Origin of the sequence: Spartinivicinus marinus (assembly GCF_026309355.1) — a bacterium.
Classification (GTDB): Bacteria; Pseudomonadota; Gammaproteobacteria; order Pseudomonadales; family Zooshikellaceae; genus Spartinivicinus; species Spartinivicinus marinus.
In genome coordinates, this window is record NZ_JAPJZK010000001.1 from 381679 (window position 1) to 406123 (window position 24445).

The 24445-nt window shown below is 39.7% G+C and carries 17 protein-coding genes; 10 read left to right on the forward strand and 7 right to left on the reverse strand.

Features of this window, described 5'->3' with window-relative positions; translation table 11 throughout:
- Window positions 1-198 precede the first annotated feature (198 nt).
- Both OQE68_RS01745 and OQE68_RS01750 read right to left on the reverse strand, forming a co-directional pair.
- On the reverse strand, window positions 199-606 hold the full coding sequence (locus tag OQE68_RS01745; protein ID WP_180571814.1) for a type II toxin-antitoxin system VapC family toxin: 408 nt from the start codon (window positions 604-606) through the stop codon (window positions 199-201).
- The gene (locus tag OQE68_RS01750) at window positions 606-833 is read right to left on the reverse strand and encodes an AbrB/MazE/SpoVT family DNA-binding domain-containing protein (protein ID WP_163834549.1); all 228 of its coding nucleotides are present in this window, start codon (window positions 831-833) and stop codon (window positions 606-608) included. Before OQE68_RS01750 ends, OQE68_RS01745 begins: the two co-directional genes overlap by 1 nt.
- Before the next feature lie 474 nt (window positions 834-1307).
- Here OQE68_RS01750 and OQE68_RS01755 point away from each other — a divergent pair, with 474 nt between their 5' ends.
- From OQE68_RS01755 to OQE68_RS01790, 8 genes are all read left to right on the forward strand, one after another.
- Window positions 1308-3716 (forward strand): hypothetical protein, encoded by a 2409-nt coding sequence (locus OQE68_RS01755; protein WP_266195437.1) that lies wholly within the window; start codon window positions 1308-1310, stop codon window positions 3714-3716.
- Window positions 3717-4050: 334 nt separating this feature from the next.
- Window positions 4051-6432 (forward strand): hypothetical protein, encoded by a 2382-nt coding sequence (locus OQE68_RS01760; RefSeq protein WP_266195438.1) that lies wholly within the window; start codon window positions 4051-4053, stop codon window positions 6430-6432.
- A gap of 815 nt (window positions 6433-7247) precedes the next feature.
- The gene (locus OQE68_RS01765) at window positions 7248-9584 is read left to right on the forward strand and encodes a hypothetical protein (protein WP_266195439.1); all 2337 of its coding nucleotides are present in this window, start codon (window positions 7248-7250) and stop codon (window positions 9582-9584) included.
- 413 nt (window positions 9585-9997) lie between these two features.
- The gene (locus tag OQE68_RS01770; protein WP_180571237.1) at window positions 9998-11035 is read left to right on the forward strand and encodes a hypothetical protein; all 1038 of its coding nucleotides are present in this window, start codon (window positions 9998-10000) and stop codon (window positions 11033-11035) included.
- A gap of 433 nt (window positions 11036-11468) precedes the next feature.
- Window positions 11469-12452, forward strand: a complete 984-nt coding sequence (locus tag OQE68_RS01775; protein WP_180571236.1) for a hypothetical protein — start codon at window positions 11469-11471, stop codon at window positions 12450-12452.
- A gap of 93 nt (window positions 12453-12545) precedes the next feature.
- Window positions 12546-13106 carry a hypothetical protein gene (locus tag OQE68_RS01780; RefSeq protein WP_180571235.1) on the forward strand — a complete coding sequence of 187 codons (561 nt, stop codon included), beginning with the start codon at window positions 12546-12548 and terminating at the stop codon, window positions 13104-13106.
- Between the two features lie 24 nt (window positions 13107-13130).
- Window positions 13131-15113, forward strand: coding sequence for a hypothetical protein (locus OQE68_RS01785; protein ID WP_180571234.1), 1983 nt, complete (start codon window positions 13131-13133; stop codon window positions 15111-15113).
- A gap of 42 nt (window positions 15114-15155) precedes the next feature.
- Window positions 15156-16208 (forward strand): hypothetical protein, encoded by a 1053-nt coding sequence (locus tag OQE68_RS01790; protein WP_180571233.1) that lies wholly within the window; start codon window positions 15156-15158, stop codon window positions 16206-16208.
- A gap of 67 nt (window positions 16209-16275) precedes the next feature.
- Here the strand turns inward: OQE68_RS01790 and pepN are convergent, their stop codons facing one another.
- Window positions 16276-18921: an aminopeptidase N gene (pepN, locus tag OQE68_RS01795; protein ID WP_180571232.1), complete on the reverse strand. Its 2646-nt coding sequence runs from the start codon at window positions 18919-18921 to the stop codon at window positions 16276-16278.
- 220 nt (window positions 18922-19141) lie between these two features.
- Here pepN and OQE68_RS01800 point away from each other — a divergent pair, with 220 nt between their 5' ends.
- On the forward strand, window positions 19142-19870 hold the full coding sequence (locus tag OQE68_RS01800; protein WP_180571231.1) for a substrate-binding periplasmic protein: 729 nt from the start codon (window positions 19142-19144) through the stop codon (window positions 19868-19870).
- Window positions 19871-20047: 177 nt separating this feature from the next.
- Here the strand turns inward: OQE68_RS01800 and OQE68_RS01805 are convergent, their stop codons facing one another.
- The 4 genes from OQE68_RS01805 to OQE68_RS01820 all read right to left on the reverse strand — a co-directional run bounded on the left by OQE68_RS01805 (window position 20048) and on the right by OQE68_RS01820 (window position 23161).
- On the reverse strand, window positions 20048-20887 hold the full coding sequence (locus OQE68_RS01805) for a DUF2797 domain-containing protein (RefSeq protein ID WP_255491063.1): 840 nt from the start codon (window positions 20885-20887) through the stop codon (window positions 20048-20050).
- Between the two features lie 14 nt (window positions 20888-20901).
- Window positions 20902-21147, reverse strand: a complete 246-nt coding sequence (locus OQE68_RS01810) for a YeaC family protein (protein WP_180571230.1) — start codon at window positions 21145-21147, stop codon at window positions 20902-20904.
- A 134-nt stretch (window positions 21148-21281) separates the two neighbouring features.
- Window positions 21282-22265 carry a metallophosphoesterase gene (locus OQE68_RS01815; protein WP_180571239.1) on the reverse strand — a complete coding sequence of 328 codons (984 nt, stop codon included), beginning with the start codon at window positions 22263-22265 and terminating at the stop codon, window positions 21282-21284.
- 14 nt (window positions 22266-22279) lie between these two features.
- Complete coding sequence (locus OQE68_RS01820; RefSeq protein WP_180571229.1) at window positions 22280-23161, reverse strand: NAD(+) kinase; 882 nt, start codon at window positions 23159-23161, stop codon at window positions 22280-22282.
- 291 nt (window positions 23162-23452) lie between these two features.
- Here OQE68_RS01820 and OQE68_RS01825 point away from each other — a divergent pair, with 291 nt between their 5' ends.
- A complete protein-coding gene (locus tag OQE68_RS01825) occupies window positions 23453-24406 on the forward strand; it encodes a DUF1853 family protein (RefSeq protein WP_180571228.1) in 954 nt (317 codons plus the stop codon).
- Window positions 24407-24445 lie beyond the last annotated feature (39 nt).

Here is a 24445-nt window from a genome sequence, read left to right on the forward strand (position 1 = left end):
TCTTTCAGTAGCAGACTAGCCCCCCTCATCCTACCCTTCTCCCCCCACAGGGTGGAGAAGGAACTTATTTGTGCAATATGCAAATATCGGTAATTAATCTTAGCATAGTAACAAAATGCTAAGATTTTAACCCATACTACACAAACAGTCCCCTCTCCCTTCGGGAAAAGGCTAGACTGAGGGGCTTACAAAACAAGTCTATACTGGCGTAATTAAACTCACGGTAGGAAAGTAAGTTGTAAATCGCCCCTTATCTCTGGAAATTAGCGAATAGCCTTTCACTGCTGCATGTGCACCAATAAAAAAATCAGGTAATACATTACTTTTATTGCCACCTTTGCGACGATATTGTAGAAAAGCTTTACCAGCTAAAAACAACGCCTCGCGAGGAACTTCCAGTATTTCAAATTGGCAGTGGCTGATAAACTCCTCGTATTCTTCAATTTTATTAAAACCAATGGACACTTCCGCATAAACAGTTGAGTTAATTGCCAATGTATAGTGTTCATCTAATTTTTCTAAGGTGCTTGCTGACCACTCATACCAATCAGAGTCTGGTTTGGCTAAATCAAGTAAAATATTGCTATCAACTAAAGCAACCGACATTAATTATCGCCTCTCGTCAGTGCCATAATTTCATCAGTTGACATCATGACACTAGCTACTTTATGGGCTGTTCGAAAGCGGCTTTTCTTAGTCGCTGGCTTAATCACTTCTATATAAATGCGACCATCCGGGCTTTCAATGAACTCGATTTCAGTGTCAGCCGTAATGCCTTTTTTGTCTCGAATGGCTTGGGGAATAGTGACTTGCCCCTTAGTCGTAACTTTCATGTGCTGCTCCTTGGTATTACTCATACTGGTAAGAGTAATACTTTTATGTAGCTGTAGCAAGTAACAGTGTCGAAGTCCTTGATATGGCCTAAGCTGCCACTTCTTTCACAGCATTACAGCGATAGACAAAACGACTATATCCTTGAGTAGCTGTTCATTAAATCCCCCTTAGTCCGCCTTTTCACCGATTTTTGCCTTGTCTTTGCTGCGCTCCTGACCTTTTGCAACACCCTCTTAAAGGGAGAGGTTGATTGGTAAAAAATGCTAACCGGGGAGAATATGGGGGGGCTCATGCAGTGAGTTAATCAAAAAAATAGATAAGGCAAGAATAAATAATCAACAAAGTTACTACTCACTTTATTTTCATCCCTTTTATTCCCTATAAAATACTCAGTCAGACTTCACCCTACTCAATACAATCCAAATGTCTTATAATGGCCCGCCAATTTTAGTTGTAATAAAAGGTGTTTACCTATGGTAAGGAAGCTTGTTGTATTACTTAGTTTGACTTTATTTTTCTCTTCTAAAACCGCTGCTAGTACAGATCATATTATTGATTTCCAACCATCTTCAATTAATATTTATGAAAGATATAAACTGAGTTACTGGTACACTTCTCCTCTTTCTGGTAGCCCAGGGCCATGCATGAATAACCCAGAACACTGGGGTACATATTCTAATATTTATATCACACAAGAAAATACAAACTTCAACTATGTAATACAAACAACTTCTATGGGACCGCCTGGAAATTTATTGAGTGGATATTATTCATTTTATATTTTTGAAGGCAACACTTATTTTAATGAAAGCTTGAAGCTTTGGAAGATAAATAATACTGGAACCATATATAATGAGAAATGCAATGGGGATATAGATGAAGTCAAAAAAAATCCAGGCAAGTCATACTATGCCGACTTTAATGGAGATAACATAACAGATCTCCTATACATAACGAAACATAGCTCACACCACCAAAAAGCACTGACTTTTTATAGCCAAAAACTTAATAACATAGAGTTAAAAAAGTTTCCTGCTGGGCATAGTTTTATCTCTATAGGACACCAGCATCATGAAAATGTTAAGAGAAACTACCAAGGTCCTGTAGTACTTGATATTTCTAAATTAATAACTGATTGGTCAAATGTTACTATTAATATCATAGATCGCAACAAAGACGGCCGCGATGACCTATTAATCACCCGCCCTGGCGCTCCTGATTTAATTGCCTTTGCTGCCCCCGATGGTAGTTTCCCTAAAGCCGAAGTCGACACTGGCATAGGCAAATACAACGGCCCTTCTCTATATAAAAGCCGCTTTTGTAACCGCGCCTTGTTAACCCAGCACCCAGAGCAAAACCCTTCAACCGTGTTATTTGATGATGTCTGTCGTACGGCTTATGTGAGCCCGCCTGCCACCGGCACCACCAACGTCACAACCTTAACCCCTAATCCTGATAATGCCGCCTTTTGCCCTAAATTAGCAACGGCTCAAACCAATCAAACGGAATTATTAAAAGAACTGGGCCAAGCCAATACTAAATTTAAAACTATTATGGGTAGCCTGCCTCACGATACCCAACTGGTGACGTATGCTACTAAGCGGGAACAGGCTTTTAATGATTTATTAGCTGCTGAGCAAGCCGAAGCGGCGGTGCGAAAAACGGTATTATCTCAGCGACGAACTATTGGCCAGTTGGAATTGGATGTGGAAGATTGCGCCTTATTAGGCACTGATTGTAATACGGCACAAAATCAACTCAATGCAGCCCAACAAGCCTTAACTCAGTTATTAACTGAATTAGATGCCGCTGTCGAAGCCCGGCTAGTTAAACAACAATTGTATGACCAAGCCTATGATGCCTATGGCGAAGCCTTAGATAACTATTTAACGGTGGATACGGAGTTAGCTGCCTTAATTGAGGAATTTAAAACCCTGCAAGATAAGGAGTTAGCGCTTTATCGAGAATTTGCGGGGTTGGAAGGTGCTACCGCGCAGATTCAATATCAATGGGATTGGGCTGAGCAGGTTAATCGTTATAAGCAATTAAACCAGCCATTAAAAATGCAGTGGCAGCCCTTACCGGTGACTAGTGCAAAAATACTGGCGGAACTACAGGAAAAACCTGAAACCCCTCTCGGGGATAAATCCATTACCCTACCTGCCGTCTTGTATACCAGCATTAATCAGCAAAATAATGATGTACAAATCAATGGTTATGAAACCACTCTCATGCCTAAAGGCGATGCAATAATAACCAGCACTTTACGCAAAGCGCCCTCCACCCCGATTAGTTTGCCGAGTAAAATCAACGGCACTATTGGCCTGAGCTTAGCCGGTTATTGCCCTTTTGCACCATCAGCCGTTCAACCCCAGCCACTAGAAAACCTAGCTGCTCACTTAACCCCACACATTCAGTATGAATACGAAGAACAAATTAAACGGGGTTATACCGCCAAATATAAACTCGATACTTTCGTCAAAACCATTGTCCGCACTAAGAAAAAGAAAAAATGGTTTAAAAAGAAGAAAAAAACCTATATCGAACGCAAAGTCATCACCAAAGATTGGTTCGATATCAACTTCGACGCCACCAGTGGTGAATACGCCTACTCCCCTGCTGAACAGGATCAAATTACGCGAGAAGTGAAATCGGATCTAGTCAGACGAGTGAATACCGCGATTGGTGCCTTATATGCGGATAACAGCCAATGCCAAGCAAATAAAGACTGTAGCTATGGTTATTGGCTAGGTCAGTTAACGGGTAATAACGACGACACTAAAGCCATCCAACAATTTAAACAAGGCAACTCCAAATGGGTGGAAGAAACCGTGTATGGCATACGGTATCGACCTAAGACCGGTTGGGTGGGGTTTAGGTAGTGTAAAACTCTCACTACAATGCTATTCCCCCCTTTGAAAAAGGGGGGTTAGGGGGGATTTTCTTAGATACTTTGAGTAGGCTTCATGAAATCCCCCCCTTTCATTAAAGGGGGAAGTTGATTGCTGAAAAATGCCAACTGATTATATGTATTGAGTTATTAAAAAGGCTAAATAGAAATAATAGGAACAAAAAAATCACAAAGTTATCACTCACTTTATTTCTAACGAATTAATTCTACGTAAAATTACTAACAAAAACCCACCTATTCACTAAAAGGCATTTGTCTTATAATGGAACGATAATTTTAGACGTAATAATAAAAGGTGTTTACCTATGCTAAGGAAGCTTGTTGTATTGTTTAGTGCAACCTTATTTTTCTCTTCTCAAATTATAGCAAACACAGATGATGTCATTGAGTTTTTGCCTGGAAATCAAAAATTTACTTCTTCTTATTTTAAGGGTCGAATGAAAGATCCTTTGAGTAGTCTATCTGCATATGAAGAGTGTGTTTTAGGCTTAAAAGAAAGTGGTATGTTGAGCATGGGAGTTCGTCCTTATACTATCGTTAGTTATGATCTGGAACTGCTTCCAGTAAAGGAGAAAAGATTTAGAATCGGTGAAATATTGAATTCTAATTCGCGAATAACCCCACTAGCCCACTTATTTAAAGTTACTCGCAATTATATGACAGAAAAAGAGCATAAAGAGCTCTATCCAAATACTCCAGAGCTATTCTGTGATGGGTACACATTCGAGCAGTCTAACTCAGAGGGTTTTTTTGGTGATTTTAATAATGATGGCCTAGGAGATGTCATATACCAAATAAAATATGATTATTCCCCTTACTCATTACTTATATTTTATGGTACTCAAAGTGAAATCAAAACAACTAATCTTCTTGGAGTAGGTCCAGCAAAATATGGCAAATACCCATTTGCAAAAGCACTAGAAACCATAGATGGAATATCATTAAAAAACGTAACGATTAAAGTACAAGACCGCAACAAAGACGGCCGTGACGACCTTTTAATCACCCGCCCTGGCGCTCCCGATTTAATCGCCTTTGCTGCCCCCGACGGTAGTTTCCCTAAAGCCGAAGTCGATACCGGTATTGGTAAATACAACGGCCCTTCTCTAGACAAAAGCCGCTTTTGTAACCGCGCCTTGTTAACCCAGCACCCAGACGAAAATCCGTCAACGGTGTTATTTGATGATGTCTGTCGTACGGCTTATGTGAGCCCACCGGCAACGGGCACGACTGAAGTGACAACATTAACCCCTGATCCTGACAATGCCACCTTTTGCCCTAAATTAGCAACGGCTCAAACCAATCAAACGGAACTACTAAAAGAGCTAGGTCAAGCTAATACGAAATTTAAAACCATTATGGGTAGCTTGCCTCACGATGACCAGCTAATGACGTATGAAGCTAAACGAGAGCAGGCTTTTAATGATTTAGTCGCCGCCGAACAAGCCGAAGCGGCGGTGCGAAAAACGGTATTATCTCAGCGACGAACTATTGGCCAGTTGGAATTGGATGTGGAAGATTGCGCCTTATTAGGCACTGATTGTAATACGGCGCAAAATCAACTCAATGCAGCCCAACAAGCCTTAACTCAGTTATTAACTGAATTAGATGCCGCTGTCGAAGCCCGGCTAGTTAAACAACAATTGTATGACCAAGCCTATGATGCCTATGGCGAAGCCTTGGATAATTATTTAACAGTAGATACGGAGTTAGCCGCCTTAATTGAGGAATTTAAAACCCTGCAAGATAAGGAGTTAGCGCTTTATCGAGAATTTGCGGGCTTGGAAGGCGCCACCGCGCAAATTCAATATCAATGGGATTGGACTGAGCAGGTTAATCGTTATAAGCAAGTCAACCAACAATTAAAAATGCAATGGCAACCCTTGCCAGTGACCGGGGCTAAAATCCTCGCCGAATTGCAGGAAAAACCCGAAACCCCTCTAGGTGATAAAGCCATTACCCTACCGGCCGTCTTGTATACCAGCATTGATGACCAAGCGGCTAACGTAAAAATTAATGGTTATGAAACAGCGTTAATGCCTAAAGGCGATGCAGTAATAACCAGCACTTTACGCAAAGAGCCATCCAACCCGATTAGTTTACCCAGTAAAATTAACGGCACTGTTGGTTTGAGCTTAGCGGGTTATTGTCCGTTTGCACCTAGTGCCAATCAACCCCAGCCGGTAGAAAATTTAGCCGCCCATTTAACCCCACACATTCAGTATGAATACGAAGAGCAAATTAAACGGGGTTATACAGCTAAATATAAACTGGATACCTTCGTCAAAACCATTGTGCGTACTAAGAAAAAGAAAAAATGGTTTAAAAAGAAGAAAAAAACCTATATCGAACGCAAAGTCATCACCAAAGATTGGTTTGATATCAACTTCGACGCTACCAGTGGTGAGTACGCTTATTCCCCCGCTGAACAGGATCAAATTACTCGCGAGGTAAAGTCTGATTTAGTCAGGCGAGTCAATACGGCTATTGGTGCCCTATATGCTGATAACAGCCAGTGCCAACAAAATAAAGATTGCAGTTATGGCTATTGGTTAGGTCAACTTACTGGCAACAATGACGACACTAAAGCCATCCAACAATTTAAACAAGGTAATTCCAAATGGGTGGAAGAAATCGTGTATGGGATTCGTTATCGACCTAAAACAGGTTGGGTGGGGTTTAGGTAGTGTAAAACCCTCACCCTACCCCTCTCCCAATTTTGGGAGAGGGAACTGCTAAGTGCAGCATGTATAATACAGTTTAAATATTTAATATAGTGTGTTTATGATAGAGCCTTTTACCATGACTTGCATATTGCACGGACAAGTCCCTTCGCCCCCCCCTGGGAGAGAAGGCTAGGATGAGGGGGTAGCGCTAGCCACAATTCTATTCCCCCCTTTGAAAAAGGGGGGCTAGGGGGGATTTTCTTAGATACTTTGAGTAGGCTTCATGAAATCCCCCTCAATCCCCCTTTTATTAAAGGGGGAGGTTGGATTGTGCAGCATGTATAATACAGTTTAAACATTTAACATATTGCTCAATGAAAATCACCTCTACCTCAGAGAGAGGCTCATTAACTACTACATAATGAGCGATAGCAGCATTAATTGCAAAAAACGCTAGCCGGGGAGGATGAGGGGATAGCGCTAGCCACAATTCTATTCCCCCGTTGAAACTGGATTGAACCACAGCACTATTCCCCCCTTTTTCAAAGGGGGGTTAGGGGGGATTTTCTTAGATACTCTGAGTAAACTTCATGAAATCCCCCTCAGTCCCCCTTTCATTAAAGGGGGATGTTGATTGGTGAAAAATACTGGCTGATCATATGTAATAAGTTATTTAAAAAACCAAAATAGGAACAAAAAACCACAAAGTTACCACTCACTTGTTTTTTAGCGAATTAATTCTACGTAAAATTACTAACAAAAATTCACCTATTCACTAAAAGGCATTTGTCTTATAATGGCCCGCCAATTTTAGTTGTAATAAAAGGTGTTTACCTATGGTAAGGAAGCTTCTATTAATTATTGCTTGCCTCAACTCATTTTCTATTTATGCACAAGAGGTGATTTTTGACTATAATACAGAAAAACTAGAAATATCATTTTTATACGAAAAAACATACTCTTCACTCTTTAGAGATCGTTGTACCTCATTCGCTAGCGAGAATACAATAGTTCAGTTTATCAAGAGAACTGATAGCCATATTTATCGGTTTGGTGCTTGGTTTGATGGCCCATTTAAACCATCTAGCACTCCTTTCTTTATTAAAAACACAACAGATTATTATGATAAAATACAGCCAAATGCAAATATTACTGTAGGAATTACAAAAAACACTCACTGTTTGGGAGATATTAAAGAAGTAACAAACTCACTAAACAAAGTGATGTTTGGTGATTTTAATGGCGATGAATTTCAGGATATGTTGTTTAAACCACAACATTCAGCACTAAAAAACAAAATTTATGTATTTAATAGTTTTAAAGTAAATAATCTAAAATATACAGAAATAGTACCCAGTAAAGCTTGGTTTGTCCCCGTACCTAAGTTTACCTATTTCCATGATATTTCCTCAATTGTTCCCTCCGGCTGGCAAAACGCCAACATCACCATCCAAGATCGCAACAAAGACGGCCGTGACGACCTACTAATCACCCGCCCTGGTGCCCCAGACTTAATCGCCTTTGCTGCCCCCGATGGTAGTTTCCCTAAAGCCGAAGTCGACACTGGCATAGGCAAATACAACGGCCCTTCTCTATATAAAAGCCGCTTTTGTAACCGCGCCTTGTTAACCCAGCACCCAGAGCAAAACCCTTCAACCGTGTTATTTGATGATGTCTGTCGTACAGCTTATGTGAGCCCACCCGCCACGGGCACCACCGAAGTGACGGCATTAACCCCTAACCCTGATAATGCCGCCTTTTGCCCTAAATTAGCAACGGCTCAAACCAATCAAACGGAACTCCTAAAAGAACTAGGGCAAGCCAACACCAAGTTTAAAACCATTATGGGTAGCCTGCCTCACGATGATCAGCTAATGACATATGAAGCTAAACGAGAGCAGGCTTTTAATGATTTAGTCGCCGCCGAACAAGCGGAAGCCGCGGTACGTAAAACGGTGTTATCGCAACGGCGGACTATAGGTCAGCTGGAATTAGACGTAGAAGATTGTGCATTATTAGGCACGGATTGTAATACCGCGCAAAACCAATTAACTGCCGCCCAACAAACATTAATCCAGCTATTAACTGAATTAGATGCGGCCGTTGAAGCCCGGCTAGTTAAACAACAGTTGTATGACCAAGCGTTTGATGCCTATGGCGAAGCTTTAGATAACTATTTAACCGTGGATACTGAACTTGCCGATTTAATTGAAGAGTTTAAAGCCCTACAAGATAAGGAGTTAGCGCTTTATCGAGAATTTGCTGGGTTGGAAGGTGCTACCGCGCAGATTCAATATCAATGGGATTGGGCTGAGCAGGTTAATCGTTATAAGCAATTAAACCAGCCATTAAAAATGCAGTGGCAGCCCTTACCGGTGACTAGTGCAAAAATACTGGCGGAACTACAGGAAAAACCTGAAACCCCTCTCGGGGATAAATCCATTACCCTACCTGCCGTCTTGTATACCAGCATTAATCAGCAAAATAATGATGTACAAATCAATGGTTATGAAACCACTCTCATGCCTAAAGGCGATACAGTAATAACCAGCACTTTACGCAAAGCGCCCTCCACCCCGATTAGTTTGCCGAGTAAAATCAACGGCACTATTGGTTTGAGCTTGGCGGGTTATTGTCCTTTTGCGCCTAGTGCCAATCAACCACAACCGGTAGAAAACTTAGCCGCCCATTTAACCCCACACATTCAGTATGAATACGAAGAACAGATTAAACGGGGCTATACGGCTAAATATAAACTGGATACCTTCGTCAAAACCATTGTTCGCACCAAGAAAAAGAAAAAATGGTTTAAAAAGAAGAAAAAAACCTATATCGAGCGCAAAGTCATCACCAAAGATTGGTTTGATATCAACTTCGACGCTACCAGCGGTGAATATGCCTACTCCCCTGCTGAACAGGATCAAATTACCCGCGAAGTAAAGTCTGATTTAGTCAGGCGAGTCAATACCGCCATTGGGGCTTTATATGCGGATAATAGCCAATGCCAGCAAAATAAAGATTGCAGCTATGGCTATTGGCTAGGTCAGTTAACGGGTAATAACGACGACACTAAAGCCATCCAACAATTTAAACAAGGGAATTCCAAATGGGTGGAAGAAGTCGTGTATGGTATTCGTTATCGACCTAAGACAGGTTGGGTGGGGTTTAGATAGTGTAAAACACTAGCCACAGCTCTATTCCCCCCTTTGAAAAAGGGGGAAGTTCATTGATAATGAAATGCTGGCCGATCATGTATAATGAGTTATTTAAAAAATCAAATAGGAATGAAAAAACACCGAGAGTTATTACTTACTTTCACCTTACTCCCTAACAACTTATTACACTCAGTTTAAAATAACCCTACCCATTAGCCATCATATGTATTATAATGGCGAACTAGCTTTGTTGTGACCAAAGGTGTTTAATAATGGTAAGGAAGCTTCTTGTTGTATATTATCAATACTCCTCGTTTTATTTGCCGCAGCAAAACTTCTAGCACTACAAATAATATTATTTGAGTTTACCTGATGTATAACTTTTTTAATTGAGCTAGTAAGACAAGAATTAATTAGAAGGATTTTATGGAATGAATAAGCTTATCGCATCTGTAATTGCTCTAAGTATCCAGCAATCATACGCTGTATCGACTACAAATAATCAGCCTGACATACCAACCTATTGTGAGCAAAATTTTACTCAATGCGTCTATGATTCAAATGGCCGAGTTCAGTTTTACACAAATGAATATGATGAAGAAGTTTCTATCCAATATAATGAATTAAATCAAGTTAGCTCTATCACTAATTCCAAAAAGGGTATTGTATCTTTCAAATACAATACAGAAGGGTTAAGAACCGAGAAAAAGATTGGTACCGATCGCACTATAGAGTATCAATATGATAATTTAGGTCGAGTCACCAGCCGGCTTGAAAATGGCTTACTTGTATATAAATATACCTATGATGAGTGCAAATATGGTGACGGTCAACTTTGCTCAGTTCGAGGTAATCAATATTCATCTGCATATTCATATAAAGCAGATGGCTCACTTGAGAAGGTAACTAAAAGAATTCATCAGAACATTGTGACAAAAACTGGTTTATCATCTTTTAATTCACGCGTTCGACGTTCTATTTCAGATAATAATCTATCTGCGAATAATGATGATGGTATCATTTCTGTCAACGCCGATGGCGTGCCTTCTTTTGATGAAACACACCCTGATTTCCATCATTATTTTTTATCAAATTTCTGTGATAATAGCAGTTCCTGGTGTAATTATAGGAATGCAAAGCAAGGTTTGTTGCGCTTTCCCGCTCCAGGTGGTAATGGTTCACCTATTAGAGACGAACAAGTTTCTGTTGTAAAATCTCTTGGTTATACAATAGGTTCAGTACGGCATGAAGTATATAACCAAGGTGAAACTGTTATTAATGTTACACTTAAAAACCATGACCTTTACCCAGGTATTGTCAAACGGTGGGTAACCAATGCTAGTAATGTAACTACAACTAATACTTATGGCGAAGGAACTGGTGCTTATGGTGGTCCCAACGTTTGGCTTGCCGACACACTATGGAACTCTGTTGATAAAGATCTTTTTAATTACATGAAAAAACTATAGTGATAAGCACTATGAGAGACAATAATTTTAGAATAGTCACTTTACGCTGGATAACTGATATTATTTGTCTCTCAGTAATACTAGCCACGATCACTTATTTTGCAGATGAAGTGGTAAATTTTATTGCCCTTAATAATAAACAAGAAATGATTATCTTTGGTATAATCATAATAGGAGCTCCTTGTGCTTTAATACTATCAACCGTCTCTTTATTCATTAACAAGAAAACCAGAGATATTTTTTATTTGTGTATAAGCAGTGTTAGTGCAATATGGGCAATTATGATTATAGGAATTGTACTGAAGGGGATGATTTGATTATTTTCACTCATTAATCATCAACTACCATTTAAGAAAAAATGATTGTCATAGTATTATTTTTTTCTTACTAAAAAACAACTTTAAAACCATTAAATGCATCAAGGAAACTATTTATGAAAAAATTGTTAGCACCACTTACTCTAGCAGTTTTAGCAACCCACAGCACAATAGGTTCTGCTGATGAGATATCTTTTTCTTACGAAGGCTTTTACCAACCTATAAAAGCTAATGTTGACAGCTATGGCAATATCTCTTTGCTCAATTACCCTACTGAATTCATAGGTAAACTTGAGTATAAGGTAATTAATTCCCCTTTATTTACCAAGGGAAAGCTTAACGCTGAAACCTGTGCTGATGTAGCAGAAAAAATAGACGTATATGAGCACTACTCAAGTGTTCCTATGCTTCAAAAGAATATTTTGAATAATATCAGAAACAACAATACACTATTACTTCATGTAACAGCAGCGCCATTCTTAACTGACCCTAAATTACATAAAACAGCTAGTCAGGCTGCTGTTAATGCCGGCATAATAAGATCAAGCTACCATATACAAAATAATATTAGTTTCAATCATTATGATGTATCTTTTGATATTGCAGATGATGCAAATATTAAACGACTAGGTAATGAGGAAGCTACTCTAAACTCATTTTCAGCCAGCATTAATGATAACATATTGTTTGGTGGAACCAGTGCAACAGAGTTAAATGCTCTGGACTTGGCTTGCGATATATTCAATGAGAAAGTCAAGGTATCAATTGAACTGAAAGGTTATGAGAGTAATCCTAACTTAAAAGAAACTATTCTTAGCTCAGCAGATATATACTCTATTAAAAGCTATATTGAAAGTCACCCAATTGAAGGCATTAAAGACAATAAAGCTAAGTCATATTTTCAATTAGGCCGAGCATTTGAAAATGCGGCAATCACATTATCAAACAAGGCTGACACCACCATTATTTTTAACAAACTAGTCAGCCAGGAAACGCAAACTTTAGACCTAGATAATGAGGATTTATTGGCTAATGGTATTACCAAGAAAGTGCCTGCACAACCTTATCAAGGTGAATCCTTATTAAAATATATAAAATAAAACCACTTTTATAGACACCCTATACTTTATGTATCAGAGACTGTCTTTCAAAAGCAGCCTGCATTTGAAAGACAGGTAGTTTACAGGTTTATTATGAATAAATTTTTCACTAGTTTTGGTGTTCTTTCAGTAAGTATTGCAGTAGGTGTTATAGCATATACAGAACTATCAGAACAAAAAGAAAAGCCGCTTGCTTCCTATAAGACGCAAGCATCAACTACCATAAAACTGCAAAACACCAAAGAAAGCCTAAACCAAGTAAAACAAACTCAAGAAGCTATTACTGACCAGAGATCCAAATCTGAGACAGTTGAAAAAAAACAACAGAAAAAAACTGAGCATATAGTTTTTGATTACGATATTTCTACCCCAGCTTCTAACATGACAGTCACAGAGCTTCGTTCTGAAATTGAAGATTTAGAGAAAATTGTTGCTGATAGCAATTTAATCAATCGACTTAACAATGGATTAGCGATAGAGGAGGAACGAACACAAGCAGGTGAACTATTTAAGCGATTAACCAGCCTGCGTTCAGCAGAACTTAAAATATTAGTAAAAGATTTTGAGAAAAAAATGGCAAAGTACGAACAAGAACATAAAGAAAGACTGGAGCGATATAAAAATAGTCCTCTAGGTGAGTACGAAGAAATATAACTTTTTGGGGAAATATACTAAACAATGAAAAAATTAGCTTTAGCCACATTAGTTGCTGCCGCCACACAAACAGCAATGGCAGTACCAACATTTAAAACTTGCGATACTAAAATCAAAGCACCGGAGCTGGGGACTGGGGTGCTTTTTGGAAACTCCTGTGACCATGCATATGTGCTTCCACCTGCGATAGGAGACGTTACTGTAACCTCTGTTGCTCCTAATGCAAACCTTGAGTTTTGTAATAGCATAGACAGCTTAACTGAAAGCAATAAAATTCTTGTCAGTTATATTGAAGATGAGGTAAAAAATTATAAAGAAAATCAAAATGAAATAGAAAAAATAGTTCATGAAAAAATGTTCGTAATTGCTAAAGAGTTAGCACCACTAGAAGCTCAAAATGAGATTATTACTAGTAAGCTTGAAGAGCAAGAAAAACTACGCACCGAAATATTGAAGGCGATAAGAACGGCAAAAACAGAATATATAGACTGTAAGGAGTCTAGTGTAGATGCCGCAACAGAGTGTAAAGAAGAGTTAGCTATTTTTAAAGAAGAACGTAGCAAACTAAGAGATGTTAGGCGTAAAGAAACGACATTAATTAATGAAAGCTATGATATTTCATTACAAATTAAAACTCTCACTAAAAAGATGCAAGCTGAACAGGATAAAGCTGATCAATTAAAATCCACCTCAGTTAAGTCTTTAGCTGAAATAAACTCTTTACGTAAAATAATAATGGATACCTATAAAGAGTTTGCCTTGAAAGAAGGAATGACAGCAGGTATCACTTATGCATTACCCTGGAATGAGTTAGTTAACGAATATCAACGACTAAACCCTGGCATTAACTTCCAGGCAATACCTATCAAAGACAGTAGCTTTAAGTTTAACACCTTACAAGCAAGTTCCTTAGAAACAGCTTTTAGGGAACTACCAGGTGCTTTGTCAGTGAGTGTTGCGGGTAAACACAGTGGTTTATTTGTGGAGCCAAATACTTTAGAAGCTCCACAAAAACTCGGTGATCAGTCTGATAAAAATATACCCTTTACTGACTCTATTTCTGGGCAAGTAAGATTAAGTTTGATGGGAGCATGTCCTCTACTTGATGATGAAGGTAATATAAAAGAGAATGCAAGCAAAGAACTACATAGCTATTTAATGCCCAATGCAGTTTTAGAATATGAGGTAAAAGTTAACAGAGGCTATAAAGCTGAGTATAACTTATACAGAATGTATGAAAAATACATGAAAACCAAAACAAAAGGCGGTGGTTTTATCAGGCACAAGAAAAAAACTAAAGGATATGAAAACAAAATTGTTGAAGAAGGTTTTACCATAGAATTTTTAGCTGATGGAGGTGAATTCAATTACACACCAGAGGAGCAAGCGCGTATTGCCTCAGAAGTAAAAAGCACACTAATAAATCGGGCTGTAAAACATATTGCCACTTTTGTCGATATTCGTAAGATGGTTCCCGAGCTGCAAGAAACTACCATCACAGGTGCAGGCGTTTTTGCACAAACCTTAGCTAAAAACTGTAAATTCAAAGGGAGCGAGCCAAAAGATAAAACAGAAGAAACAACACCTGAAACTACAACAAATGGTACTGCTGAACTGGTAGCAACGCCCTCTGGTGAAACCTCAACAACAAATAACTCAGAAACCACACCCGATTCAATTAGTGAAAAGAATAAAGCTGGCTATGAATTAGCCTGTCAAGATGCTGAAAACACACCTCCTAACACTGCAGCTGGAAATAACAACGAAGCAGCTGGTGAAGTAGCAGGAGAGCTTGCTAAAACTGCAGCTTCAGCATTAGCCTCAGGTAATTATTACGCTGCTGCTGGTGCAGCTGCTGCAGCTATTTTTATTGATACTTTTGCTTCATCTTCAACCAAAGTTTACTTCAAAGAAACCTTAGATGTAAATTTGAAAGAAGATATTAAGGGTGTATCGTTTATTGATAGAGTAAAAACTGTCAGTTTTGCCCCTAAACTTGAGCAATAAAATGATATATAGGCAGCCTCATGGCTGCCTTTTTGGTGTGTTATGAATACAACTGTAGTATCTAAAACTAGTCATATTGATAATTCTTTTATCGTCAACCCAATTTATGACTCATTTTTCTTTATCTTTTCACCCCTTATTGCATTAACACTTGGCTATTTGATCTACAAAACTGGCTGGGGTGATATTACTTTTATCTATGAAGGGGAAGAACGCTCTTTCACTAACACTTTTATTGGCAGTTTAATCATGGCTCATTTAGTGATTGTGTTTTTTAGAAGCCATGGCAACAACAGCATTGTGAAACAATTTCCTGTTCGATTTTTTCTGATTCCTGTTATTTTATATATCAGTATGGTGTCTTCTTTATGGGTGTTGGTATGTATGAGCGTGTTAGCAACCTGGTGGGATGTTTATCATTCGGGATTACAAACTTTTGGTTTAGGCCGTATCTATGATGCTAAGATTGGCAACAAAGCCACTGTTGGACGCAGGTTAGATTATTTTTTAAATTTATATCTTTACGCTGGCCCTATTTTAGCGGGGATCACATTAATTGATCATATTGAAGACTTTGAGGAGTTCCAAGCTGTTGGCAGTATATTTTTTACTGCAGTTCCTGCCTATACGATGCACTATCAACGCTACCTTTTATACTTTGTTGTTGGTACTGGTATACCCTTCTTTATCTATTATTTATATGCTTACTGGCGTTATACCAAACAAGGCTATGCTGTTTCGCCACAAAAGGTCATGTTATTAGTCTCAACCGGTTTATGTTCTATTTATAGTTGGGGGTTTAATAGTTTTGGTGAAGCCTTTTTCATTATGAATTTTTTCCATGCCATCCAGTATTTTGCTATTGTCTGGCACAATGAAAAGCATAATATGAGTCGCTTATTTAGAGTACAGAATTTGCCACTACCAAAGCTTTTTACATTAATTATATTTTTAGGATTAGCTTTTGCTTATGGTACTTGGGCTGAATTTACGTTAGCAGACAGTGATTATATTTATGCCCTACTGATTTTAATTTCGATTTTACATTTTTGGTATGATGGGTTTATTTGGTCGGTGAGAAAAAAGCAGGTGTAAGGTTCTTTTCCCCTTAGCCCCTTTTCAAAAAAAGGGGCTAAGGGGGAGAATAAATAGGTAAGTGCAACTAAGCCTTCAAACTCTTTTCCACTATTTCGTACACATCCTTCGATAGCTCTGGCTGTTTTCTTATCCTGACTAGCTCAGCTTTCATTTGCGCTTGATGGGGTTCGCCATAGCGTTTCCAGCGAGTTAGTGGGGTTAATAAACGGGAGGCTATTTGTGGGTTCACGATATTGAGTTTAATCACATAGTCTGCCAATAGTTTATACCCTACTCCTGTTTCCTGATGAAAGTGTACGGCATTATTCATGGCAAACTGGCCTATTAAAGAACGAATTTTGTTAGGGTTTGTAATATCAAATGCTTCATGCTCCTGTAAGCTGAGTATGTGTTCAAAGGCTCCAGGTAAACTACAATTGGCTTGTACTGCCAACCACTGTTCCATTACCTGTACATCCTCTTGCCAACGTTGATAAAAATCAGCTAAGGCTGTTTTCGCTATTGGTTTAGCAGGCTCTGCTGGAGCGTTGACTAAGCAACTTAAGGCTGCGTATTTATCCGTCATATTGGTAGCGGTTTGATATTGCTTTTCTAATAGCGCCAGCTGTTGTTCGCCTAATTGGGATAAATAACTTAAACAGGTGTTTTTCAGGCTTCGTTCTGCTATATCTGCTGCCGTAGGCTGATAGGCTTTATCCGACTGGAGTCGTTGATAAACGGCCAACCAATCTTCTGACAGCGCTTCTGCCAATTGTTGTTTGGCAAACTCTCTCGCTTGATGAATAGCCAAGGGATATATAGTTTCTGCTTGCTCTGCTAAATAACCTTCAGAAGGTAATGCTAGCATTTTAGCTGCTACTGCCGGGTCTAGTTGTTCATCTTGTAATACTGCTCGATAGGCTTGAATTAATCGGTCATCTAAGGTTAATGACTGATTTTTTCGTGCTTTTTCGGCTAATTCTTCCAAGATATCCACAGCTAATTGCTGGCCCGCCTCCCAGCGATTAAAACCATCACTGTCATGAGATGCTAAAAATAACAATTGATCCCGACTATAGGGATATTTTACTTTCACTGGCGCTGAAAAGCCCCTTAATAATGACGGTAATGGTTGTTGAGCAATATTTTTAAAGGTAAAGGTTTGCTGCTGTTCGGTGACATCCAATACTTGGGTTGTGTCTCCAGCGTTATTAAGCGCAATATCATGTCCCTCTGGATCTAACAGACCAATCGCTACTGGAATATGAAAAGGTTTTTTATCAGTTTGGCCTGGCGTTGCTGGGCAATGTTGTTTAACCGTTAACTGATATTGCTGATTATTGTTGTCGTATTGATCCGTGACAGTAATTACCGGGGTACCTGCCTGGCTATACCAACGTCGAAATTGGATTAAGTCAACCTGATTAGCATCTTCCATGGCTTTTACAAATTCTTCGGTGGTGACAGCCTGGCCATCATGACGCTCAAAGTATAAATCACTACCTTTTCTAAAGCCTTCTTTACCCACAATGTTGTGGATCATTCGGACGACTTCGGCCCCTTTTTCATACACCGTCAGGGTATAAAAGTTAGATATTTCTATATAAGAATCTGGGCGAATGGGGTGAGCAGTTGGGCCTGCATCTTCAGCAAATTGCGCGGTACGTAAAAAATTGGCATCTTCAATACGCTTGACTGGTCGCGAATTCATATCAGCAGAAAATTCTGCATCACGAAACACGGTAAAGCCTTCTTTTAGACTGAGTTGAAACCAATCACGACAAGTTACTCGGTTTCCTGACCAATTATGAAAATACTCATGCCCCACAATCGCTTCAATCCGTTGATAGGCATTATCCGTTGCAGTATCAGGCTTGGCTAACACACAGGATGAATTAAAAATATTCAGCCCTTTATTTTCCATTGCCCCCATATTAAAGTGATCAACAGCCACTATCATAAAAATATCCAGGTCATATTCTCGGCCATAGACGTCTTCATCCCATTTCATCGATTTTTTCAACGAAGTCATGGCATGATCACATTTATCAATATTTTTATGTTCAGTAAATATTTTTAAGGTAATTTCCCGACCGGAACAGGTGGTGTATTTATCAGTAATGTTGGATAAATCACCTGCCACTAAAGCAAATAAGTAACTGGGCTTTTTAAATGGGTCTTCCCAGGTAACCCACTGTTTACCATCTTCTCGCTCCCCTTTGGCAATATCATTACCATTAGATAACATCACAGGGTATTGTTTAGGATCTGCAATAATGGTGGTTTTAAATTTGGCCATGACATCTGGCCGGTCCAGATAATAGGTTATTTTACGAAAGCCTTCCGCCTCACACTGGGTACAAAACATACCATTTGACTTATACAGCCCTTCTAGCGAGGTATTTTCCTGTGGTTTAATTTCGGTAGTTACTTCTACGATAAATGTCTTCTGAGTAACAGGAAGCGCTAGGGTTTCATCAGTCAGTTTATATTGGCCTGGTTCTATTGTTTTACCATCAACCAGTACCTGCTTAAGTACCTGATCAGTGCCATCTAACACCAAAGGAGGTAAGTTGTTATGGGTTTTGTTTTCATTCAAACGCAGCGACAGCTTTGACTGCACGACAGTTATCTCTTCGCCTAAGTCAAAGCTCAGTTCGGTATTGTCGATCCAGTAGTCAGGCTCTTGATAGTCTTTTAAGTAGATTGTTTTTGGTTGTGCGTCTTTCATTCAATTAGTTACTCGTGAGTTGTAGGCTAGTAAGAATTGTCTGGTCATATATACATTTATAAACAATCTTTATAGCATATCCTCCCAATATAAATCAGTCCCCCCTCACCTCACTTCGTCAAAGTTGTCGCAAGCTTATTTTTCGCAGCAGATAACCTGCCCTGTGGCTATACTGAAACCAACTTGTCACAATCATGCAGTAATAGAAGGGGTAATGACTATGAAACAGCTTTTGTCCATTTGGCTTTGGCTGCTGGCAAGCATTTGTTACGGTGAAAAAATAACCGGGGCAGGTGATCCCTGGCCTCCCTTCCTCTCTCCTGACTTACCCGGCCAAGGTGTCGCTTTGGAAATTGTTACCGAAGCCTTTAAACGAGAAGGTTATGAGCTAGACATGAATTTTGTACCTTGGGCAAGGGCGATTGATGGCGTAAAAAAAGGTAGCTATGACGTATTAGTTGGCACCTGGTGGACAGAAGAGCGCACTAAATTTTTACATTACAGTGACTCTTACTTGGAAAATCAGATCAAGTTTATTAAGCGCAAAGGAGACGATTTTGAGTTTAATGGGTTAGCAAGCTTAGATGGTAAAAAAGTAGGTATTATTAGAGGTTATGGGTATGGAGATGAGTTCTTAAGTGCAACCAACTTTAGCCGCCCTGAAACCAGTGACTTAATAAAAAACCTAAAAAAACTAGTAGCCAAACGTATTGATATAACACTAGAAGATGAAATCGTTGCAAGAGCCTTAATTGCGGACAAAGAACCCAAGCTAATTGAACAAATAGAATTTACAAACAATGCCTTATCTATTAACAAGCTTCATGTAACCTCTGGCTTAAAGAATAAAAAACACAAAGCTATTATTGACGCATTTAATAAGGGATTAAAAGCAATTAAGGAAGATGGTACTTTTGATAAGATCTTACAAAAGCATAAGCTGAAGTAGTCCCTTACCCTAACCTTCCCTCCTAACAGGCTGCCGCAAAAGCTGATTCCCCTCTTTAAAAAAGGGAGGGCTAGGGGGGATTGAAAGTAACTGGAGTTTTTGAGCCATATCCACTAAGTTTTGCAACACCCTTCAAAGGGGGGAGGTTGACTTCAGCCCCCAACTTTTACGACAGTTTTACCAGCTCATTTTTACATTATAAGCCGTAAACTTTCGGATATTTAATACACCCGTATCCAGGATTAAATACTGTCCTTTAATTCCCATCAATTTGCCATTTACCAGCGGATTTTTGTCAAAATTATGGGTGGTGATTTTGCTGGGATACGCATTAACTGGGTAACCGATTGATACCACTTCACTATTCGTCAAGGGTTGTACTGCTTGAATACCAAATTTTTCCTGTAACTCAGCAATTGCTTGGTCAAGTAATGGTGCTAGTTTATCCCGCTCTTGTTGTAAGTCTATTAGCTCAGCATTGCCTTTTAAAAGTGCACGCCAGTTCGTTTTATCGTTTAGCTGTTGCTTTAATGCCTTTTCTAATAACCCTGATTGTTGCCGTGTGGATACTTTTACAATCGGTAAGGCTTGGACAGCTCCTTGATCTAACCAGCGGGTGGGTATTTGATTTACCCGAGTAATCCCTACTTTCAAGCCTGTGGAATTAGCCAGATAGACGATATGATCCGCCATACAAAATTGATCAGCCCATTGGCTGTCTCGACAAGTCCCTTCGTGATAATGGCATTTTTCTGGGCTCATAATACAGGTGTCGCACTGAGGCAGCTTTTTAAAACAAGGGTAGCAATACCCCTGGCTAAAGCTTTTTTTGGAACGACGACCACAGTGGATACAGTGGATTTCACCCAAATACTCCAGCTGAATCGGTTGGTTAATTAAGTGATTTAACTCAACCATTTGCTCGCCAATCGGCAGCTGATAACTGACTGGCTCTACCAGCTGGGCATGCATTTTTCGTAAGTCACCCACCATTGAGTGCTCAAACTGATAACTCATTTGGCTATGATACCTTACTGGGTGATTTTAATCGTGTCAGCACTTGTCAATTGCTGGCTTTTGCACGCGACAGGCATAAACCCCGTCCGTTGATCTTCAGGTAAGTGCTTGGCTTCATACGCGATAACTGCCTGCAATGACAGCTCACGCTGCTCACTGGTCAAGCTCTGCCCATTAGGCCAGCGACCAATTTCTACCGCTTGTTTAAGGTTTTGATAAATATCAGGGGTAATCTGGCTAATTAATTTTTCAAACTGCATGGGCTAATCACATCACATCTAGGCTAATGTCACTTATTATGTTGCTAATCATAACCTATTCTGGAGACATCGTTTAGCCTGTTGGTTAGTTATAGAAATGCTTAGTCGCAGCAAAGTGGTTAATTTTTCTACGACTAAAAATTGAGTGTGGTAGTAAATGGCGCTTTTTGCTCAACATTCACCCAAACAAAATTTTTGGCCTGCAACTGTTGCTCACCATTGAAGCGATAGGCGACTAATTTCCCGTACTTGACTGCACTGTAATCCAAGCAGGCAATATTGGGTTTGATAGGTTTTGGGTCACCCATTCGCCAGTAATGCCCAATAAATAGAGGCTTTTCTTTAGAGCTGTAGTAACAGAGCTTGGCTTTTTGCTCGGCAGGTAGTTTTCGGGTGGCTACTTCTGGTGGTAATGGGTCTGGTTGAAACACCACATCCTGATAGTAGGTGGGTGATTTAGTCCAAAAGTCTGCCCGAAACAGATGTCGTTCATAACCATCTTTAGCACGCATAATGATGCCATCAGGCAATGGTAAATTAATACCCCGCATCAGTCGGTTAATCATACGCCCCGGTAACGCGTGGCGATCCATCGTTTGAAGCAAACCTTCATCAGTTAATTGATTGTGGCCATATTCTTTCAAATAGTCATCAATCAGTGACTGATCCCAGCAAGCATGAACCACACGAAAGCTTTCAAGCTCCAGGAATAGTGGCATGGCTTTAAACCAGGCTAAAAAATCTTGCCAATCTTGCGGGTGATTAGCAAACTGATCGAGGGTTTCTTGAATAATACGAGTATGACGAGCCGTTCGCTCACGCAAATAGCTTCTACCTGAATGTGCTGGCATGGGAGTGAAATAACTCAACGCATTAAACTCGTGATTACCCATTACAATCTGTGCACCCGCACGGTCTACCATATCATGCACAATATGTAATGACTCACGTATTCTAGGACCGCGATCAACAATATCCCCGACAAACACCGCTTGTCGGCTTTTATGCTGCCAAACTCCACGCTTTTTCGTGTAGCCTAGCCGCTCAAGTAGCATTTTTAGTGCAATTGCACACCCATGCACATCGCCAATTACATCATAACCTTGCTGAGGTAACATCACTTACTTCGCTCTCATTGATCTAACCGATTACCCCAACCCAGCTTGTTGCGGCAGACTTCGTAATAATTATGATTTAACGGATGAATAAGCTTGAGCTTTTGCGGCTTTTTATAAATGGTAACCGTATCACCAGGTGCAGCAGGAATATTCACCTGCCCATCACAACTAATTTGCGGGTAAGTGCCAATTTGGCTACTCACAATGATTTTAATCTCACTATTACCATCAATAACTACCGGTCGACTGCTGAGAGTGTGAGGAAACATGGGCACTAATACAATCGCATCAAGCTTGGGGTGCATAATTGGTCCACCACCCGACAAAGAGTAAGCTGTCGATCCTGTTGGAGTGGCAATAATTAATCCATCAGAACGCTGGCTATATACAAACTGTCCTTCAATGTATAGCTCAAACTCAATCATTCGAGTTGCTTTACCTGGATGTAGCACCACATCATTTAGCGCATCAGCTTGTCCAATAGGCACACCATCGCGCTTAACAACTGCTTCCAACAAGAACCGACTTTCAATAATATACTTGCCGTCTAACACTTCCCCCATTCGGGCTTCAATTTCATCTGGTGAAATATCAGTTAGAAAGCCGAGTCTGCCACGATTAACCCCTACCACAGGCACCTGTGATTTAGCCAGTGCCCGAGCCGCACCCAATAAACTGCCATCACCACCAATTACAATCACCAGATCGCAGATCTCTCCCATCATTCTGGGTGTACAGGTTTGTAACCGATGCCCTGGCAACACTTCTGACAGTTCTTGATCTAGGATGACATGACAGCCACGGCTTAATAAAAAGCGTTTAAGCTGCTTTAAGGTATCAACAACCTTAGCAGACCCCAAGCGACCGATGACCCCAATGTTTCTAAATTGCTCCATAGTATAAAATAAACTTAATAATGGTAGCTGAATGAAGAGCTAGACATAAAATGTATGTCAGACCAAGCCCTATTATAACCAATATCTTTAGGGCACCTCTAATAATTGTTGACACTCTCTGCGTTTTGGTAAATTCGCAATCAAGACGTTGGTTTGAAAAGATGCTGGAGACCTGTTGAAAAGTAACAACTCTAAGTGCGGGTTTACCAGATTTTCATTCGGTATGATGATATAACCGGCAGTGCATTCTGACCGCCAACAGCTAACTGTAAACTACTAACTGAATGTTTTATGACAAGCCTGCCATTAACCCTTGATCAGTTACATCGAGACCTGCTCTGGATAGCAAATAGTCCTGTTATGCTTAATTTAAACTATTTACCTGCAGGTTACTGGCTAACCAGCCCACTCCATCAATATGCTCAATTTGCTGTCGATCAGTATGACTTAAAAAAAGTAACTGATTGTTTAGCTTCTAGAAAAAGTCACTTATTGGGGATTTATTATGAAACCCTATGGCATTATTTATTAGCCGCAAAGCTGAATTGTAAACTACAAACAACCAATTTACAGGTTAAATCCAACCAAGGCACATTGGGTGAATTTGATTTAATTTATCAAGCTAGCTCATCAGAACAGCCATTTCACCGTGAACTTGCCGTTAAGTATTATTTGGGGTTACCCTGCGATTCTAGTGAAGCTCATTCTCCTTGGTCTTACTGGGTTGGGCCAGGATTAAAAGATCGGCTGGATTTAAAAGTCAATAAATTAATAAATAAACAAGGGCGCCTAAGCCAATCAATTGAAGGACAAGCCTTACTACAACAACACCAGTTATTTCCAGTCACTGCTGAGATTTTATTACAAGGCTACCTATTTTATCCTTTTGCAGCTCACTGCCCTGCTCCTCAGCATGCTTGTATAGATCATTTAACGGGTTATTGGCTAACCACTTCTCAGCTGGCAGAATTTATTGAGCATAACCAATTAACAGATGAGTTTGTGCTGCTAGCTAAACATGAGTGGCTATCAGCTTTTAGCAACACGACAAGTGCCATACAACATCGGCTGTTTTCTTCAGCAGCACTTAATCACTATGCCACCCAGCACTTTACCACCAGCGCTTACCCCTACCCCTTGTTGATTGCCAGTGGTTCAAGCAATCATCAATTTTGGCAAGAGACACTCCGCTTTTTTCTAGTACCTGATGACTGGTTAGAGAAAGCCAAAAAAACTATTCCATAACTTAGTTAACCCTGAATATAACTAGGCCCAAATCTTAGC